General features: G+C 59.6%; 17 protein-coding genes. 6 read left to right on the top strand and 11 right to left on the bottom strand.

Annotation, left to right across the window (positions count from 1 at the left end; genetic code table 11):
- Positions 1–209 precede the first annotated feature (209 nt).
- From AB4N80_RS00380 to AB4N80_RS00390, 3 genes are all read right to left on the bottom strand, one after another.
- Entirely contained in the window at positions 210–959 is a 750-nt protein-coding gene (locus tag AB4N80_RS00380; RefSeq protein ID WP_122568839.1) for a TIM barrel protein, read from the bottom strand.
- A 33-nt stretch (positions 960–992) separates the two neighbouring features.
- A complete protein-coding gene (locus AB4N80_RS00385; protein WP_122568840.1) occupies positions 993–1655 on the bottom strand; it encodes an aspartate/glutamate racemase family protein in 663 nt (220 codons plus the stop codon).
- 135 nt (positions 1656–1790) lie between these two features.
- Complete coding sequence (locus AB4N80_RS00390) at positions 1791–2951, bottom strand: hypothetical protein (RefSeq protein WP_460080187.1); 1161 nt, start codon at positions 2949–2951, stop codon at positions 1791–1793.
- Positions 2952–3153: 202 nt separating this feature from the next.
- Here AB4N80_RS00390 and AB4N80_RS00395 point away from each other — a divergent pair, with 202 nt between their 5' ends.
- Positions 3154–3570 carry a VOC family protein gene (locus tag AB4N80_RS00395; protein WP_122568841.1) on the top strand — a complete coding sequence of 139 codons (417 nt, stop codon included), beginning with the start codon at positions 3154–3156 and terminating at the stop codon, positions 3568–3570.
- Positions 3571–3701: 131 nt separating this feature from the next.
- Here AB4N80_RS00395 and AB4N80_RS00400 read toward each other — a convergent pair whose 3' ends face one another.
- Positions 3702–4412, bottom strand: coding sequence for a FadR/GntR family transcriptional regulator (locus AB4N80_RS00400; protein ID WP_122568842.1), 711 nt, complete (start codon positions 4410–4412; stop codon positions 3702–3704).
- A gap of 97 nt (positions 4413–4509) precedes the next feature.
- Between AB4N80_RS00400 and AB4N80_RS00405 the strand changes: the two genes are divergently transcribed.
- Positions 4510–5253, top strand: coding sequence for a FadR/GntR family transcriptional regulator (locus AB4N80_RS00405; protein ID WP_122568843.1), 744 nt, complete (start codon positions 4510–4512; stop codon positions 5251–5253).
- 129 nt (positions 5254–5382) lie between these two features.
- Here the strand turns inward: AB4N80_RS00405 and AB4N80_RS00410 are convergent, their stop codons facing one another.
- The 7 genes from AB4N80_RS00410 to AB4N80_RS00440 form a co-directional block, all read right to left on the bottom strand.
- Positions 5383–6105, bottom strand: coding sequence for an oligogalacturonate-specific porin KdgM family protein (locus AB4N80_RS00410; RefSeq protein ID WP_122568844.1), 723 nt, complete (start codon positions 6103–6105; stop codon positions 5383–5385).
- Between the two features lie 131 nt (positions 6106–6236).
- The gene (locus AB4N80_RS00415) at positions 6237–7004 is read right to left on the bottom strand and encodes an ABC transporter ATP-binding protein (RefSeq protein ID WP_122568845.1); all 768 of its coding nucleotides are present in this window, start codon (positions 7002–7004) and stop codon (positions 6237–6239) included.
- 10 nt (positions 7005–7014) lie between these two features.
- Positions 7015–7854, bottom strand: coding sequence for an ABC transporter ATP-binding protein (locus tag AB4N80_RS00420; protein WP_305469779.1), 840 nt, complete (start codon positions 7852–7854; stop codon positions 7015–7017).
- Positions 7855–7864: 10 nt separating this feature from the next.
- Positions 7865–8773, bottom strand: coding sequence for an ABC transporter permease (locus tag AB4N80_RS00425; protein WP_122568847.1), 909 nt, complete (start codon positions 8771–8773; stop codon positions 7865–7867).
- Positions 8773–9810: an ABC transporter permease gene (locus AB4N80_RS00430; RefSeq protein ID WP_122568848.1), complete on the bottom strand. Its 1038-nt coding sequence runs from the start codon at positions 9808–9810 to the stop codon at positions 8773–8775. Before AB4N80_RS00430 ends, AB4N80_RS00425 begins: the two co-directional genes overlap by 1 nt.
- Before the next feature lie 34 nt (positions 9811–9844).
- On the bottom strand, positions 9845–11467 hold the full coding sequence (locus tag AB4N80_RS00435; RefSeq protein ID WP_122568849.1) for an ABC transporter substrate-binding protein: 1623 nt from the start codon (positions 11465–11467) through the stop codon (positions 9845–9847).
- A gap of 71 nt (positions 11468–11538) precedes the next feature.
- The gene (locus tag AB4N80_RS00440; RefSeq protein ID WP_460080196.1) at positions 11539–12693 is read right to left on the bottom strand and encodes a mandelate racemase family protein; all 1155 of its coding nucleotides are present in this window, start codon (positions 12691–12693) and stop codon (positions 11539–11541) included.
- Positions 12694–13380: 687 nt separating this feature from the next.
- On the opposite strand from AB4N80_RS00440, the gene dctP reads away from it, so the two are divergent.
- The 4 genes from dctP (at position 13381) to AB4N80_RS00460 (ending at position 17458) form a co-directional block, all read left to right on the top strand.
- Positions 13381–14376 carry a C4-dicarboxylate TRAP substrate-binding protein DctP gene (dctP, locus tag AB4N80_RS00445; protein WP_122568851.1) on the top strand — a complete coding sequence of 332 codons (996 nt, stop codon included), beginning with the start codon at positions 13381–13383 and terminating at the stop codon, positions 14374–14376.
- Between the two features lie 64 nt (positions 14377–14440).
- On the top strand, positions 14441–15073 hold the full coding sequence (locus AB4N80_RS00450; protein WP_122568852.1) for a TRAP transporter small permease: 633 nt from the start codon (positions 14441–14443) through the stop codon (positions 15071–15073).
- Complete coding sequence (gene dctM / locus AB4N80_RS00455; RefSeq protein ID WP_122568853.1) at positions 15070–16353, top strand: C4-dicarboxylate TRAP transporter large permease protein DctM; 1284 nt, start codon at positions 15070–15072, stop codon at positions 16351–16353. Before AB4N80_RS00450 ends, dctM begins: the two co-directional genes overlap by 4 nt.
- 109 nt (positions 16354–16462) lie before the next feature.
- Positions 16463–17458 (top strand): TRAP transporter substrate-binding protein, encoded by a 996-nt coding sequence (locus AB4N80_RS00460; protein WP_305469771.1) that lies wholly within the window; start codon positions 16463–16465, stop codon positions 17456–17458.
- Positions 17459–17535: the final 77 nt, after the last annotated feature.

The raw sequence follows: 17535 nt of genomic DNA on the forward strand, positions 1-17535 counted from the left end.
TCACTGAGCACATGAGGCCCCTATGAAGAACTTCACGATTCAACGTATTGACCACATCGTCATGCGGGTAAAAGACATCGAACGCAGCCCCTGTGGGAGCGAGCTTGCTCGCGATGGCGGCGTATCAGCCAGCAGATTGGTTGACTGTGAATCCGCTATCGCGAGCAAGCTCGCTCCCGCAGGGGGTTGGAGGCCTGCTTAGCTGTTTGTCAGGCACTGAACTGCTTGATCCAATCAAGGCCTGCCACGGTAGAGCCGGTGGGACGGTACTCACAGCCGATCCACCCTTGGTAGCCACGCCGCTCCAAGTCTGCGAACAAGCCCGCAAAATCCATATTCCCCGTCCCCGGTTCATGACGCCCCGGGCAGTCAGCAATCTGCACATGGACAGTTCTGTCATAAAACCGAGCCAGGCTATCCGCTGCATCCCCAGTCAGAAGTTGGGCATGGTAAAGATCGAGAATCAGCCCAACACTCGGAAAGGTCTCCAGCACCTGTTGCGCCTTGCTGAAGTCAGACATGTAATAGTCCGGCATTTCCTGGGTGCAGATGACTTCGATGAGCGGTCGCAAACCCTGGTCTTCGAAGTATTTGACTGCGTACTCCAGGTTGCTTGCGAAGATAGGCGCTGCGTCATCCTGCGTCGTAACGCCCGACATGATGTGGACATCCGAACACGCCAACGCTTTTGCATAACGAGCGGCCTGGAGCAGCCCGCTACGAAACTCCTCTTCCTTGCCCCGTAAGGCAGCGATGCCTTTGGTAACGCCAGCCGGTGCGGCGAACTGGATCAGCGGCAGGCTGTATTGAGTCAGGTGATCAGCCAGAAGACTGGCGTCGAATTCATAGGGCGATGGGAATTCCACCGCACGAAACCCCGCAGCAGCGGCGGCTTCGATGCGTTGTAGAAACGGCACTTCATTGAATTGAAAACCGAGATGAGCGTTGAACTTGGGCATTGGGTAAATCATCCATCCTGGGAAGAAACGAAATCATCCGTTTTGAAGCAACTTGCGCAGCGCCAGCACTGCACTGTCGGGCGTGGTCAATACCGGCAGACCGGAACGAGCCTGAGCTTGCCCGGCGGCACTGGTCATCGAAAACTGGGCGAAACAAATCAGGTCGCAGCCCTCGACCCGGGCGGACATTTCCACGATGGCGGCATCATGGGCTTGCGGGTTGTCTTCTTTCAGCGCCTGCAATGCGCCCGGAACGAAATAGGGCACGACTTCCACCGCGCAGCCACTGCGCTCTGCCGCTTGCTTGAACTCGGGCATCATCGAGGTAATAGTGGGCTCGAACGTTGCCAGCACAGCAATGCGCGATGCCTGGCTCAGCGCCAGGTCGATCATGGCTTCGTTCGGCTTGAGCACGGGAATGGCCACCTGGGGTTTAACCAGGTCGATGGCATCGCCAAACGCCGAGCAGGTAAACAGAATGGCATCCGCTGCGCTTTGTACCGCGTAGTGGGAAAGCGTCACGAAACGCGCCTTCATACTCGTGGTTAATTCGCCCTCTTCCACCCGATCCCCGGGCAGTGAGTCTTCGAGCAGATTGATGATCTGCGCCTGCGGCCAGTGCCGGGCAAAAGCCGCCGCTATGGGCTCGATTGCCAATGCCGTCGCGTGGATCAGAAAGATGCGTGGAGCCTTCATGCTTATGCCTTTCTCCAGATCATGTTTTTTGCACGGTATCAGAAGCCCTGATAGCGTGTGGAGTTTCTGAGGCGATCAACTCCGCGCCAGGCGTGATCAAGACTCGGGCGCAGTTTTCTGACAAGTTTGCTCCTCTTACGCTGGCTTGGGTACGTCTCCCGAGCCAGGCAATATCACGACATCACTGCGTTGGGTGACGATGCAGGCATGTGAATGTTGCGGCCATTCGCCCAACCGTGTACCACTCAAACCACTGGGGCACAGAAGCAGAACGTCACCAAGCGAGAAGAGCGGAAAGGCTTTTACAACCGGGAGGTTCTGGCTCGCCTCTACCGTTCCCCAGCTCGCCGGATCAAAGTCCTTGGACTCGAAGTTTTTCAACAAACGATATTTGAGTGGAGTCGTCTCGCGCACGCCCATCATTCCGGCTGCCTTGAACACTACGGTGGAACTTGCACCCGGATAGATGGCGACGATGACTAGGGTCACCAGCAACGCCGATCCGACCGACAATAGTCCTCGCGTGACGATATGTTTTTTGCTCACAAAAAAGATCAGGGCTGGCAAGAACAAGAGGACCACCGCCACCATGGAAATGATCATCAGTGTCGTGATGACTTCCGGGGTGTCTTTGCCGGTGTAAGACTTCAGCAATATCAACATCGGGTAGACGGCAGCGAAAACGGCAACCATCAAAACGAAGTAGGCAGATAGGAATATGCCAGCCTGATGCCACCAAACCCCAAGTTTCTTCAAGTTACTGAAGAGGGACACCAGTTCCAGCGCCGTTCGAAATTTCTTTGATTTCAACGACGCCCCCATGACGGCGCTCATGCCCAAGATAATCACGCAAGCGACAATGGGATGGCCGACCTCGGGTCCTTGAAACGCGAAGGCGACGATGATCAAGGAGCCAACCACCGCCGCCCAGAAAAAGAACCACGCAATTGTTGGCCTGAGGTTCGGCGTTTGGTTGAACATCGACACGGCTAATGCGTAAAACAGCGTAGTGACGCCCATCACCACCATATAAAGAAACAGGACAAAGGCGACCATCCCCATCCAAGGAAGCAATGCCGAGAGCTGCTTGTCGAAGACCAGGGGTAAAAGGTCGATTCTGTCGATCGCCTTTGCATAGGTCATCAAGATCCCGAAACTGACTACTGCACTGAGCAAGGCGCCGAGGCTTCCTATCAGGCCCCAATGCTCCGCCATCAACTTGAGGGCCGCGTAGATATCCGGCTGGAATGAGGCGAGTTTCTGTTTCTCGTCCGTTGTACCGACTTTTTGGTCCATTGCCCCTATCCTTGTCATAACGAGGCGCTGATGGGTGCGCACTCTTCCAGAAAGACCCTATCGACTTCATGTCGATGAACTTTAGCCAGCAGGATACCGGTAACGGGTCGACAGCCGTGGATGAACTGTGCGACGACATTCCAGCATGAATAGCTAAGGTGAAGTCACCCTAAGCGTCCATCACTGAGCACATGAGGCCCCTATGAAGAACTTCACGATTCAACGTATTGACCACATCGTCATGCGGGTAAAAGACATCGAGCGCAGCCTCGCTTTCTATACCTTGGTGCTCGGTTGCGAACTCAAGAAGCGCCGGGACGATCTTGGCATGGTGCATCTGGGCACCGGTGTTTCGATGATTGACCTGGTTGCCGTCGACGGGCCTCTCGGTCGCCAGGGTGGGCCGGCAGCCGGTAAGCAGGGGCACAATGTCGATCACCTCTGCCTGCGTATCGAGCCGTTTGATGAACCAGCCCTCCTCGCGCATTTGGCCTCAGCCGGCCTGACCGTCGAGAAGGCGCAGATGCGCTATGGCGCGGAGGGCAAGGGGTGGTCGATTTACTGCTTCGATCCGGACGGTAATCAGATCGAGTTGAAGGGGCCGGCGCTGGAACCCTGAGCTGCAACTGGCGGCTGCGGCCCCTGTGGGAGCGAGCTTGCTCGCGATAGCGGTCTGTCTGGCCGGTGATGTTGAATGTGCCGCCGTCTTCGCGAGCAAGCCCGCTCCCACAGGGGCTGCGGTGGAGGTCATTACGCCGTCACTTCGACCACACCCCGAACCCGCTGCTGCATATTGATCAAATGCAACCGCATCGACGCCCGCGCCGCTTGCGCATCATGCCGCGCCAATGCGGCATAGATCTGCTCCCGCTCACGCACCACCAATGTCCGATTTTCACCCGTCACCGCGGGCCCGGCCTGTTGCACTACCGCGATCAACGTATTGCCCACATGGCCCATGGCGTCGATGAAAAAGCTGTTGCCGGTGCACTGGGCGATCTGCCGATGAAAGTCGAAATCGACCCGGGCGCTTTCTTCATCCGTCGTATCAAGAGCATTCGCCGCGTCGAGCGCTTCACGCATCGCCTGCAATTGCTCCGGCGTGGCGCGTTGTGCGGCGATGCCGGCGGCTTCCACTTCCAGGCTCAGGCGTAGTTCGATGACGGCCAGCGCATCGTAGGCGCCGCCCTTGACGTGTTTGCTGCCCTGGAAATCCCCCGGGCGCGCGGTGTCCACCACGAAGGTGCCGATGCCGTGACGGGTTTCCACCAAACCTTCTGCCTGGAGCCGCGACATGGCTTCGCGGACCACAGTTCGACTGACGCCGCGTTCCTTGATGATCACCTGTTCGGTGGGTAACTTGCTGCCCGCGGGCAGTTCGCCGGCCAGTATCTGTTGCGTCAGGTCGACCACCAGTTGCTGGGTCATGCTCAGGCGTCGATCGGGTGTGACACGGTCCATTGCACCTATCCATTAAAGCCAGACGATCGCGGCATTATAGCCGCGACCTTGCGCCAAAACTCACTATAATGCCCGCTGATCACACTAGAGCACGCCGATGACGGATCAAGCGTTATCTCCACTGAACAAGCCGCGCCGCCTCGCCGAAACCCTGGTCGACCGCTTTGCCCAGCGCATGCGCGACGGCATCCTCAAGTGCGGCGAAAAGCTGCCTACCGAAGTGCATATCATGGAGGCCGAAGGCGTCAGTCGTTCGGTGGTGCGTGAGGCGCTGTCGCGCTTGCAGGCGGCAGGGCTGGTGGAGACGCGGCATGGCGTCGGCACCTTTGTCCTCGACATGCCGGCGCCGGAGGGCTTCACCTTGGGGCCGGCGACGATTGCCACGTTGTCGGATGTGCTCAACCTGCTGGAATTTCGCCTGAGCCTGGAAGTCCAGGCCGCCGGCATGGCCGCCGAGCGCGCAACGCCTGAAGCGCAGGCCGAATTGGCCCAGGCGCTGGAGGCGTTGCTGCAAGGGCCGGAAAAATCCGGTACCACCATCAATGCCGATTTCCAGTTCCATCTGAAAATCGCCAAGGCCGCCGGCAATTACTACCTGATCGATATCATGAAACATCTGGGCACGAAGCTGATCCCGCGCACGCGCATGAACTCCGCCTATTCCGGGCAAAGTGACCGCAGTGCTTACCTTCAGGGGATCAACGCCGAACACCAGCAGATCTTCGACGCCATCGCCAGCGGCAATGTCGACGCGGCGCGGGCGGCCATGTACTTGCATTTGAGCAACAGCCGCATGCGCCTGTGTGAAACCCAACAACGGCAGGCGTTCTACAACGAATAACCCGCACTGCTTCTGTGGGAGCCGAGCTTGCTCGCGATGACGGCGATACATCCAACATCATCGGCACAGGCAGACCGCTATCGCGAGCAAGCTCGCTCCCACAGTTTTTGATCCCAGTGTTCACACAACTTAGAAGAAGCTGTATTTAACACCGACCCGCAACCGCAACTGGCGATCACTGTCGACCGAATTGACTTTAATATCACCGATTTCAAAGAACGGCGCCCAGCGTTTATCCCACTGGTATTTGACCACGGCATTCTGTTCATAGTCGTCGGTACCGCCGTTATAGCGAATGTAGTCGGCATCGAAGTAAGTCAATTGATATTCATAGGCCCACGGTCCTTGAGGACCATAGTTGATATAAACATCGTAACGGTTGACCTTCTGATCGTCCTGCCCATTATCCGGCACGTCACGGTCGATCTGGTCGCGGTCCAGCTTGGCTGAATCAAAACGGTAGCGACCGGCAATGCTCAGCTCCTTGGTCACGCGGTAACCCAGGCGCAGGCCCATTTTGTAGGTGGTGGACTCCTCATCGCTGTCCAGGGCCAACGAAGGCGTCAGCGTCCAGCGGTCATTGAGCTTGTGCTGGTAGTTGACGGTAAATTCATGACCACTGCCGACGGTGTTGTCGAAGGCGACGTCTTGCCGGTCACCGGCGGTCTTGTATTTGAGTTCACCTTCCAGACCCACGCCGTTATCCAGCCGAATACCAAACTTGGCACGGTCGGCGTGCATGCGGGTTTTTTCCGCATATTGATGGCGTACGTTGATATAACCGGTATCGGCCACGGCAACGACTGAAGTGAACAAGGAAGTGAGGGACAGCGCGACGAGTGTCTTTTTCATGTTTTTTTATTCTTGTTAGTTGAGTGATTAGTTGGGTTGAACGCCAAATCACAGGCGAGCGCGTGCGCGGCATTGAAACCTGCGGTTCAACGTCTTCTGCGGGTTAAAACACGTGCAACGAATCAGTTACCTCAAACAGCGATAGGTATTCGCTGTATGTCCCGACTGGCTTGCACCAGCAAACGGGTGTACGCATGGCTCGCGCCATCATTTGCCAAGAGATGGCTGTCGAGCGTCTCCACCACCCTGCCCTGCTGCATCACCGCCAGCCGATCACACAGATGCGCCACCACCGCCAGGTCGTGAGTGACCATCAGGTAGGTCAACCCTTCCTGGCGGCGCAAGTCGGCCAGCAGGTTGAGGATTTCCGCCTGCACCGAGACATCCAGCGCCGAGGTCGGCTCGTCCAGCAACAACACCCGGGGACGCAGGATCAGCGCGCGGGCAATCGCCACGCGTTGGCGCTGGCCACCGGACAACTGGTGCGGATAACGGAAGCGAAAGCTGTCGTTCAAGCCGACCTTGCGCAGGATCTCGCTGACCTTCTGTGCGCGCCCATCGATGCCATGGATGCGCAGCGGCTCCTGCAACGCGGCATCAATGGTGTAGCGCGGATGCAACGAGGCATACGGGTCCTGGAACACCATCTGCACGGTGCGGTAGTGGTTCAACGGCAGGTTTCGCGTCACGGCCTGGCCGGCGACCCGCAGTTGTCCACTCCAATGCTGGTATTGCCCGGCCAGGCAGCGCAGCACGGTGGTCTTGCCCGAACCGGACTCCCCCACCAGGCCGAATGCCTCGCCTTCGGCAACGCGCAAATCGACGTCGTGCAATACCGCATTAAGTGCCGCGCCGGTGCCGAAACTGAGGTTCAGGCCGGCGATTTCAATCATGCTCATGACAGGCTCCTCAAGCATTCAACCACTGTGGGTCACGCTGCAGCACCGGCAAGGTGGTGCGTCGATGATCCAAGCTCGGCAATGCGGCCAACAGGCCTTGGGTATAGGGGTGGGTGGCGCGGTCTAGATCGGCGGCAACAATCGACTCGACCACGCGCCCGGCATACATCACCAGCACGCGATCACAGAAATGCCGCACCAGGTTCAGGTCGTGACTGATGAAAATCAGCCCCAGGTCCCGCTCGCTGACCAACTCTTCCAGCACATTGAGCACCTGCCGGCGCACCGACACGTCTAGCGCCGAAGTGGGTTCGTCGGCGATGATCACCTGGGGATCGGTGATCACCATCATGGCGATCATGATCCGCTGGCCCATGCCGCCCGAGACCTCGTGGGGGTACAAGTCATAGACCCGCCGAGGATCGCGAATGTGCACCTTGGCGAGCATGTCCAGGGCCCGTTCGCGGGCTTCGCGATGGGGCACCTTGTGATGGGCCAGGTAGGCCTCGGCGATTTGCTCGCCGACCCGCACCACCGGATTCAACGAGTACTTGGGGTCTTGCATGATCATCGACATGCGCGCACCGCGAATCGCCTGGATCTGCTTTTCGCTGGCGGCCAACAGGTCGATATCGGCGAAGCGCAAGGTCTTGGCGGTGACCCGCGCCGTCGGCGGATGCAGACGCAAAAGGCTGCGGCCAACGGTGGATTTGCCCGAGCCGGACTCACCGACAATGGCGAGTTTTTCCCGCCCCAACGTGAACGACACATCACGCACCGCCTGGGAGGTTTTGCCGGCGTTGCGAAATTCCACGCACAAATCCTGTACCGCAAGTTTTATCTCAGTCATGGCCTGTTCCTCAGGATTGGCTGCGGGGGTCGAGGACGTCACGCAAACCGTCGCCCAACAGGTTGAAGGCCAGGCTGACCAGCATGATCGCCGCACCGGGCGCCGCCACCAGCCACCAGCTTTCGAGCATGTAACGTCGCCCGGTGGAGATCATCGCGCCCCACTCCGGCAACGGTGCCTGGGCGCCGAGGCCGAGAAAGCCTAGGGCGGCGGCGGTGAGGATGATGCTCGCCATGTTCATGGTCAGGCGGATGATCACCGACGACAGGCACATGGGGATGATGTGGCGCAGGATGATCCGGGTGCTCGACGCGCCCTGAAGCTGCACCGCAACGACGAAATCAGCGTTGCGCAGCGGCAGTGTTTCGGCGCGGGCAAGCCGGGCAATCGGCGGCCAGGCCGTGAGGGCGATGGCGATCACTGCATGCTCCAGTCCCGGGCCGAGGGCGGCGATGAAGGCCAGTGCCAGGACCAGGCTGGGGAACGAAATGAAGATGTCGGTGATGCGCATGAACAGGCTGTCGACCCAGCCGCCGAAGTAACCGGACACCGTGCCGACCAACAGGCCGATGGGGCCGACGATCACCGTCACCAGCAAGACGATGTACAGGGTGATGCGCGAGCCATACACCAGCCGCGCGAACACATCGCGACCGTACTCGTCAGTGCCGAACCAGTGCGCACTGCTGGGTGCCTGCAACGCGCCGGCGAGGTTCTGCAACAGCGGATCGTGGCCGGCGATCCAGGGCGCGAAGACGGCGACCAGCATCAGGGTCGCGACGACGATCAGGCCGGCGAAGGTCATAGGGTTGCGCAGCAAAAAACGCAACAGGCGCAAGGTGCTGGCGACCATCGCCGCCGTACTGGAAGCCGGCAACGCGGCGTTGCCAGGGGCGCTGGAAGCAAGGGGCAGGTTCATTAGCGAGTCCTCGGGTCGAAGATCTTGTACAGCGCATCGCTGATCAGGTTCAGCGTCACGAAGATGAGGCCGATCAGCAGCACGCAGGCCATCACCGCGTTCATGTCGCCGAGCAACAGACTGCTGGTCAGGTACTGACCGAAGCCCGGCCAGGCGAACACGGTTTCGATCAGCACCGCGCCTTCCAACAGGCCGCCGTAGGCCAGCGCGACGATGGTCAACAGCTGCACGCGGATGTTGCCGAAGGCATGACCCCAGACGATGCGACGCTGGGACAAACCCTTGACCCGGGCGGTGATGATGTACTCCTGGGACAGTTGTTCGAGCATGAAGCTGCGGGTCATGCGGCTGATGTAGGCGACCGAGTTGAAGCTGAGGATCACCGCCGGCAACAGGATGTGCCGCAGTGCGCTGCGAAAGGCCTCCCACTCGCCAGACCAGGCGGTGTCGATCAACAGCAGTCCGGTGTGTTTCGGGATCAACCCGTCATAGGCCAGGCCGATGCGCCCGACGCCGCCGGCCCAGCCCAGCCAGGCGTAGAACACCAGGAAGGCCATCATGCCGATCCAGAAAATCGGCGTGGAGTAACCGAACAGCGTGATCAGTCGTGCGACATGATCACCGGCACGGCCCTGATGCGTTGCCGCGTAGACCCCCAGCGGCAAGCCCGCCAATACGCCGAACAGAATGGCCAGGGTGGCCAGTTCCAAGGTGGCCGGGAAGACCCGGGCGATGTCGGTGATGACCGGGTTACCGGTCAGCAAGGCCATGCCGAAGTCACCGTGCAGCAGATCGCCAAGGTAGATCGCGAATTGGGTCCACAACGGCTTGTCCAGGCCCAGCTCTTTGTACACCTGGGCGTAGGCCGAGGCATCGGCGTCCGGGCCGACGATGGCCAGCACCGGATCCAGGGGCATCACCCGCCCAATAAAGAAAGTCAGCAGCAACAACCCCAGCAGCGTCACCGCCACCGAGCCGCTGCGCCGGGTCGCCGCAGCGGCCCGGGTGGTCCAGATTGAAAAGGATGCAGTCGACATGTTCATTCCTGCCTTGGCCCTGTGGCCGTCGATTTCAGCGCTGCTTGTAGACGTCGCGAAGACGCGTGGTGGCGGCGGTGTGGCCGATGTAGTTGCGCACATCCGCATGGATCACCACTTCGTCCACCATCTGTGAGACCGGCATGATCGCCCCGACCTGTTGGTCGTAGAGGGTCTGGATCTGGGCGTAGATTTCGCGCTGGCGCTCGGGGTCCCGCTCACGCTCGGCTTGCTCGATCAACTGGTTGAGCTGCGGGTTGAAGAACGAGGTGCGCCAGCCCTGGAAATTGCTCAGCTTGGCTTCGGTGCGGTTGTCCGGGTTGTACACCAGGGCCCGCAGACTCGAATGCGGATGACGCTCCGCCCCGCCGCCGCCACGACCGACGAGGATGTCGAACTGGCGGTCGCGCATCGCGCCATAGATCTGGTTGCCGGTGCCGGTGATGATCGTCGCCTGGATCCCCGCCTGGGCCAGCGTCGCTTGCAGGCTGGTGGCGATGTTGATGAACGGTGGATCGGTCAGCGAACGAATGGTCACCTTGAAGCCTTCGGCATGTCCGGCCGCAGCCAACAGACGCTTGGCCTCGGCCACGTCCAGGCGATAGCCCGGATCGTCCAGGCGCGCTGGCAACCCCAGTTGCAACGGCCGCTGATTGATCACGCCGTAGTGCGGCATGACCACGTCATTGATGCCTTGGTAGTCGATCAGCAGGCGGATGGCCTGGCGCACGCGGATGTCCTGGAACAACGGTTGCTGCATGCTCATCGCCACGTAGTACAGCGTGCCGCGGGCGATGCTCTGGATGCGCACTTCATCGACCTTCCCCAACGCCTGGATGTCAGTTGCGGCCATGCCGCGGGCAACGTCCAGGTCGCCGCGCTCGACCATCAGGCGCAGGGCCTGGGACTCGGTCATGTTGCGCATGATCACCCGGCGCAACTTCGCCGCGCCGCGCCAATAGTCGTCATTGCGACTCATCAGGATCACATCGTTGGCGCGCCAGATGTCGAGCTTGAACGCGCCGGACCCAGCCGTGTGCGTCGCCAGCCACGCCGCGCCCTGATCGTCGCCGACCTGATGCTGCAAGGCGACGCTGCGATCGATGATGAAGGCGCTGGGTGAAGTCGCCAGGGTGTTGAGCACCAGCATCGGGTCAGTGACCCGTGGCAATTCCATGACAAAAGTGTGCGGCCCTTCGGCGCGCATCAGTTTGACCACGTTGTCGGCGGTGAAACCGTAGGCTTTCCAAGTGGAAGCCAGGGCGCGGTTGAGGGTGACCACGCGCTGCAACGACCAGGCGACGTCTTGGGCGGTGAGTGGCGCACCGGAGTGAAAACGTACGTCGTCACGCAATTGGAAGGTCAGGCGCATGCGGTCGGGGCTGACGTCCCAGGTTTTCGCCAGGGCCGGAATCAGCGTGTCCGGCTGCGCCGCGTCCTGCTCCAGGAGCATGTCATAGACATTGGCATTGACTTCGGCAACCTCCAGACCCGTCGCCGCGGCAGGGTCCAGGGACAGCAGATTGATCATGCTCATGCCCACCACCAATTGGTCGGGGGGCGTTTCGCCTTGGGCCAGGCTGACGGGCACCTGCACTGCGCACAGGGCCACGGTGACACACAGCAGCCTGGTCAGGCGCTTGGGCCAGAGATTCATGGTTCAGTCCTTTCTTATATTTATAAAGACTTGTCGCCCGGGCAGTCATCGGCCCCAGGCGTGGAACAGGCTCAATGTCGGGACAAGGTGTTGGCCTCGATATACGCGAAGTTGATGTCCTCGCCCAAGCCCGGCCGGTCGGACAGGTGCACAAAACCGTCGGCGTCCATGGGGTCGACGATGCTGTTGAGGTGCGCCGGGATTTCTTCATAGTCAAGGAACGGGTGCAGCAGGCCGCGCTCGTACCAACGGCAATTGCTGATGGCCCCGACCACCGCCAGGTTCGCCGCGCCATTGCCGTGGACTTCACAATCCATGCCGAACGACTCCGCCAGGTGCGCCACCTTCAGGCACGGCCCGATCCCCCCGACCCCGGCCACGCCGGCGCGCAGGATGTCACAAGACTTCTGCGTGACCCAGCTGGCGCGACTGTGGAACTTGCCAGCGATGCTCTCCGGGCCCAGCACCGGGATGTCTAGGTTGGCGGCCAGCCAGGCATAAGACTCCGCCGAGTCTTCCATCATCGGCTCTTCGAACCAGGCGAAATTCAGCTTTTGCAGCGCCTTGCCAATGGTCAGCGCGTCCATGCGGCTGTACCAGTGATAACCGTCGAGCATCAGCGCGATGTCCGGCCCCACCGCCTCACGCACGGCGGCGCAGGCCTGGATGTCCATTTGTGGATTCGGCGCGAAGGAAATCGGCGGCATCCAAGTGTGCAACTTGATGGCCTTGTAGCCGCGCTGCACCAGCTTTTCGGCAAATTGACCGTACTCATCCGGCGTCGACAACCCACCCGGTAAATCGTCGCCGCACATCGTCGAGCCGTACGCCGGGACCTTGTCGCGATAACCACCAATCAGTTTATGCACCGGCAACTTGAGCGTGCGCCCGGCCAGATCCCACAACGCTTGTTCCACCAGCGCCAGCGCCCGGTCGGTGAACTGCCCGGCACTGCCGCGCTGCCAGTGCGCCAGGTTTTGCCAGATGCTTTCGCGGTCCATCGGATCGCGACCGATCAGCACTTTGCGTACGAAGGATTCAATGATGTGCGGACGAATCAACTCAGGCGGACCAAAGGCATAACCCTCGGAGCCATCGTCGCAACCGATTCGCAGCAAAGCCATCTTGATCATGACCTCATCGCCTGGATGGGCATGGCCGGCGCTGTCCTGGGCACGGCGCGAAGGAGTGGAAAAAACTTCGACGTGAACGCCTGTGATTCTCATAGGGGAGGAACACCAATGTTGTTATTGTTTATTTGTATGTCGTCATACAACGTGATGGATTATTCTGACGTTACTGGCGGACTGTCAACCCCATAACGCAATAAAACCTACACATACAGGAGACCTTTTGCGGAGATGCGAGTATTTCAGCGAGCGGAATTTTAAGAAGTCGTCATACCACGCAACATGAGGTGGTACCACTTGCCGCAGACGAGGTAGTGCCCTGAAGGCTGATGACGCGGACCAGGAGATGGGCAATTGTGGGAGCGAGCTTGCTCGCGAAGGCGGCCTGTCTGAGACGGTGATGTTGGCTGGGCCGCCGTCATCGCGAGCAAGCTCGCTCCCACAGGGGTCGGTGGTGAAAGCACAATCCACAGCCACGCCCCATGGATTCACCGAGCACTGGCGCGAGATTGAAAGCCAGTAGCCATCACCGCTCCTTTATGGTTTCCTGCCCCAGGCACGGTTGCTGACTGAAAGCATTAAAAAATGAGCCGTTTGTGATGTTTCAGCCCGACGCAAGGAAGGCTCTAGCGCAACCTGTCGAGAGGTACAGCCGAATGACGGTTTTTCCCGTTAACCGTCCCCGACAAGTTGTTTTTCTGCCTAGACTCATCATTGTTCCGCCGTGCGCTGTATGTTGAATGAGCCCGCACGAAAATACTAAAAACAAGAGGAAAGCCCCTAATGTTCAAACCTATCTGGAAAGCGCTCGCTTGCACATTGGCCCTTAGTGCGATGAGCACGGCCATGGCGGCAGATCCGGTGGTCATCAAGTTCTCCCATGTGGTCGCCGAACAAACACCCAAAGGCCAAGGCGCACTGCTGTTCAAGAAGTTGGTGGAAGAACGGCTGCCAGGCAAAGTGAAGGTCGAGGTCTACCCCAACTCTTCTTTGTTCGGCGACGGTAAGGAGATGGAAGCCTTGCTATTGGGCGACGTGCAGATGATTGCGCCATCGCTGGCCAAGTTCGAGCAGTACACCAAGACGGTGCAGCTGTTCGACTTGCCGTTTCTGTTCGATGACATTTCCGCTGTGGATCGCTTCCAGTTGAGCCCTGAAGGCCAGAAACTGCTCAAGTCCATGGAAAGCAAGAACATTACCGGCCTGGCCTATTGGCACAATGGTATGAAGCAGTTGTCGGCAAACAAGCCGTTGCGTGAACCCAAGGATGCCCGGGGCCTGAAGTTCCGGGTGCAGGCTTCTGCAGTGCTGGAAGAACAATTCAAGGCGGTGAACGCCAACCCGCGCAAGATGAGTTTCGCCGAGGTGTACCAAGGTTTGCAGACCGGCGTGGTCAACGGTGCGGAAAACCCGTACTCGAACATCTACAGCCAGAAAATGCATGAAGTGCAAAAGTACATCACCGAGTCCAACCACGGTTTGCTCGACTACATGCTGATCACTAACACCAAGTTCTGGAACGGCCTGCCGCCGGACATCCGCACGGAACTGGACAAGATCCTGGTGGAAGTCACGGCCCATGTGAACAAAGAGGCAGCGCAGCTGAACGAGCACGACAAACAACGCATCCTCGAGGCCAAGACCACCGAGATCATCACCCTGACGCCAGAAGAACGCGGCGAATGGCGCGACAAGATGAAACCGGTGTGGAAGAAGTTCGAAGGTGATATCGGCGCGGACCTGATCAAAGCCGCCGAAGCCTCCAACAAAGCCCAGTGATTGGTTGGCCGATGCCGTCACCCTGGCGGCATCGGCCTGTCGTCCCCCACAGGAGATGTCATCCATGAACGCCCTCCGGCGCATCTGGGAACACTTCGAGGAAGGTTTCATTGCCTTTCTTCTGGCCGCCATGACGCTCGTCACGTTCGTCTACGTGGTACTCAATAACCTCTATGCGGTTTTCTACAGCCTCGGCGACCATTGGCCCGCCGCCAGCGAGCCGATGTTCGCCATCGGCGACAACATCATGGGCATGGCCCAGGCAATGACCTGGAGTAGTTCGCTGACCAAGGCGCTGTTTGGCTGGCTGATTTTCTTTGGCCTGTCGTACGGCGTGCGCACGGCCGGGCACATCGGCGTCGATGCGCTGGTGAAGCTGGCGAGCAAACCGGTGCAGCGCTTGATCGGTGTCATCGCCTGCCTGTGCTGCCTCGCCTACGCCGGGCTGCTGGCGGTGGCGAGTTTCGAATGGATCAACACCTTGATGGTTGCCGAGATCGGCGCCGAGGACCTTGGCCATTTCGGCATCATGCAATGGCATATCGGGCTGATCGTGCCGGTGGGGTTCGCTCTGGTGTTCATTCGTTTCGCGGAAATTCTCGTGCGCATCCTGATGAATCGCCAGACCGGCCTGGGCCTGGCCGATGAAGCGGCCGAAGCCATCAAATTGACCGAACACGAGGAAGACAAGCCATGACCATTGCCTTCCTGTTCATTGCACTGTTCGTGCTGATGTTCATCGGCGTGCCCATCGCCATTTCGTTGGGGCTGGCTGGATCGTTGACCATCATTTTCTTCAGTCCCGACTCGGTTCGGTCCCTGGCGATCAAGCTGTTCGAAACGTCCGAGCATTACACGCTGCTGGCGATTCCGTTCTTCCTGCTGGCCGGTGCGTTCATGACCACGGGCGGCGTGGCGCGACGGTTGATCGATTTTGCCAACGCCTGCGTCGGCCATATCCGTGGCGGCCTGGCAATTGCGGCGGTGCTGGCCTGCATGCTGTTTGCGGCGTTGTCGGGTTCAAGTCCCGCGACAGTGGCGGCGGTCGGCTCCATTGCCATTGCCGGGATGGTGCGTTCGGGTTATCCACAGGCGTTTGGCGCCGGCATCGTCTGCAACGCCGGGACCCTGGGCATCCTGATTCCGCCCTCGATCGTGATGGTGGTGTATGCCGCGGCGACCGAAACCTCGGTGGGCAAATTGTTCATGGCCGGTGTGATTCCCGGCTTGCTGTTGGGGTTCTTCCTGATGGTGGCGATCTACATCGTCGCCGTGAAGAAAAACCTGCCGGCAATGCCGCGGGCGACGCTGCGGGAATGGTTGAGCACGGCACGCCAGGCGATCTGGGGCCTGTTGCTGATGTTCATCATCCTCGGCGGGATTTATTCCGGGATGTTCACGCCCACTGAAGCGGCGGCGGTAGCGGCGGTGTATTCGGCGTTCATTGCCTTGTTCGTCTACAAGGACCTTACGTTCCGCGAGACGCCCAAGGTGCTGCTGGAGTCGGCCAAGCTGAGCATCATGCTGATGTTCATCATCGCCAACGCCATGCTCTTCGCCCATGTGCTGACCACCGAACAACTGCCGCAGCAAATCACCGCCTGGGTGATCGATGCCGGATTGACGCCGGTGACCTTCCTGCTGGTGGTGAACATCGTGCTGCTGATTGCCGGCGCGTTCATGGAGCCTTCGGCGATCATCCTGATCCTGGCGCCGATCCTGTTCCCCATCGCCATGAAGCTGGGCATCGACCCAATTCACTTGGGCATCATCATGGTGGTCAACCTGGAGATTGGCCTGATCACGCCACCGGTAGGGCTGAACCTGTTCGTCACCTCGGCGGTGACCGGCATGTCCCTGCCCGCCACGATTCGTGCGGCGATGCCGTGGTTGATGATCCTGTTGGCGTTCCTGGTGCTGATTACCTACGTGCCATGGATCTCGCTGGCGCTGCCTAACTGGTTGGGGATGAGTTAAACCCGGTAAACACACACCGTGGCGGGCGCAGGACAACTTGCCCGCTTACAGAGGTATGGGGCCGACCTGTCGGCCCTGTGCCTTCGGACACTGAAAGGGACGCCTTGCAATGCTAAAACCTGTATGGAAAGCGCTCGCCTGCACCCTGGCTTTCGGGGCGTGGGGCACGGCCATTGCGGCTGAGCCGATCGTCATCAAATTCTCCCATGTGGTAGGCGAACAAACGCCCAAGGGCCAGGGCGCGTTGATGTTCAAGAAGCTCACGGAGGAGCGGCTACCGGGCAAAGTGAAGGTCGAGGTGTACCCCAACTCCACGCTGTACGGCGATGACAAGGAGATGGAAGCCTTGCTCCTGGGAGAGGTGCAGATCATTGCCCGGTCGCTGGCCAAGTTCGACCAGTACACCAAGACCGTGCAGTTGTTCGACCTACCGTTTCTATTCGACGACATCGCCGCCGTGGACCGTTTCCAGCAGAGCCCCGAGGGCCAGAAGCTGCTCAGGTCCATGGAAAGCAAGAACGTCACGGGCCTGGCCTATTGGCACAACGGCATGAAGCAGTTGTCGGCCAACAGGCCATTGCGCACCCCTGAGGATGCCCGTGGCCTGACGTTCCGGATCCAGACTTCTACGGTGCTGGAGGAACAGTTCAAGGCAGTGGACGCCAAAGCCAAACCGATGATTTTCTCGGTGGTGTACCAGGGCCTGCGCACCGGCTTGGTCCACGGCACGGAAAACACCTATTCGAATTTCTACAACCAGAAGCTCAATGAGGTGCAGAAATACGTCACCGAGTCCAACCACGGCATACTCGACTACATGTTGATCACCACGTCGGACTTCTGGAACGGCCTGCCGCCGGACATCCGCAGCGAGCTGGACAAGATCGTGGTCGAATCCACCGCCCATGCCAACCAGGAAGCGGAGCGATTCAACCAGCAGGACAAGCAGCATGTGCTGGATGCCAAGACCACCGAGATCATTGCCCTCACGCCGCAAGAACGCAGCGCCTGGCGTGACAAGATGAAGCCGGTGTGGGCCAAGTTCGAAAAGGACATCGGGGCGGATTTGATCAAGGCGGCGCAGGCGTCCAACGTCGCTCAATGATGCAGTGACTTGCATAGGTATCAGATGGCCAAGTACTTCCCCTTGTGGCGAGGGGATTTATCCCCGCTGGGCTGCGC

It is taken from the genome of Pseudomonas sp. H3_A02 (assembly GCF_054671965.1).

What these genes read in the sequence shown, in the direction of transcription:
- AB4N80_RS00380 (WP_122568839.1), bottom strand. Translation starts at nt 959, where the DNA reads ATGCCCAAGTTCAACGCTCATCTCGGTTTTCAATTCAATGAAGTGCCG.
- AB4N80_RS00385 (WP_122568840.1), bottom strand. Translation starts at nt 1,655, where the DNA reads ATGAAGGCTCCACGCATCTTTCTGATCCACGCGACGGCATTGGCAATC.
- AB4N80_RS00390 (WP_460080187.1), bottom strand. Translation starts at nt 2,951, where the DNA reads ATGGACCAAAAAGTCGGTACAACGGACGAGAAACAGAAACTCGCCTCA.
- AB4N80_RS00395 (WP_122568841.1), top strand. Translation starts at nt 3,154, where the DNA reads ATGAAGAACTTCACGATTCAACGTATTGACCACATCGTCATGCGGGTA.
- AB4N80_RS00400 (WP_122568842.1), bottom strand. Translation starts at nt 4,412, where the DNA reads ATGGACCGTGTCACACCCGATCGACGCCTGAGCATGACCCAGCAACTG.
- AB4N80_RS00405 (WP_122568843.1), top strand. Translation starts at nt 4,510, where the DNA reads ATGACGGATCAAGCGTTATCTCCACTGAACAAGCCGCGCCGCCTCGCC.
- AB4N80_RS00410 (WP_122568844.1), bottom strand. Translation starts at nt 6,105, where the DNA reads ATGAAAAAGACACTCGTCGCGCTGTCCCTCACTTCCTTGTTCACTTCA.
- AB4N80_RS00415 (WP_122568845.1), bottom strand. Translation starts at nt 7,004, where the DNA reads ATGAGCATGATTGAAATCGCCGGCCTGAACCTCAGTTTCGGCACCGGC.
- AB4N80_RS00420 (WP_305469779.1), bottom strand. Translation starts at nt 7,854, where the DNA reads ATGACTGAGATAAAACTTGCGGTACAGGATTTGTGCGTGGAATTTCGC.
- AB4N80_RS00425 (WP_122568847.1), bottom strand. Translation starts at nt 8,773, where the DNA reads ATGAACCTGCCCCTTGCTTCCAGCGCCCCTGGCAACGCCGCGTTGCCG.
- AB4N80_RS00430 (WP_122568848.1), bottom strand. Translation starts at nt 9,810, where the DNA reads ATGTCGACTGCATCCTTTTCAATCTGGACCACCCGGGCCGCTGCGGCG.
- AB4N80_RS00435 (WP_122568849.1), bottom strand. Translation starts at nt 11,467, where the DNA reads ATGAATCTCTGGCCCAAGCGCCTGACCAGGCTGCTGTGTGTCACCGTG.
- AB4N80_RS00440 (WP_460080196.1), bottom strand. Translation starts at nt 12,693, where the DNA reads ATGAGAATCACAGGCGTTCACGTCGAAGTTTTTTCCACTCCTTCGCGC.
- dctP (WP_122568851.1), top strand. Translation starts at nt 13,381, where the DNA reads ATGTTCAAACCTATCTGGAAAGCGCTCGCTTGCACATTGGCCCTTAGT.
- AB4N80_RS00450 (WP_122568852.1), top strand. Translation starts at nt 14,441, where the DNA reads ATGAACGCCCTCCGGCGCATCTGGGAACACTTCGAGGAAGGTTTCATT.
- dctM (WP_122568853.1), top strand. Translation starts at nt 15,070, where the DNA reads ATGACCATTGCCTTCCTGTTCATTGCACTGTTCGTGCTGATGTTCATC.
- AB4N80_RS00460 (WP_305469771.1), top strand. Translation starts at nt 16,463, where the DNA reads ATGCTAAAACCTGTATGGAAAGCGCTCGCCTGCACCCTGGCTTTCGGG.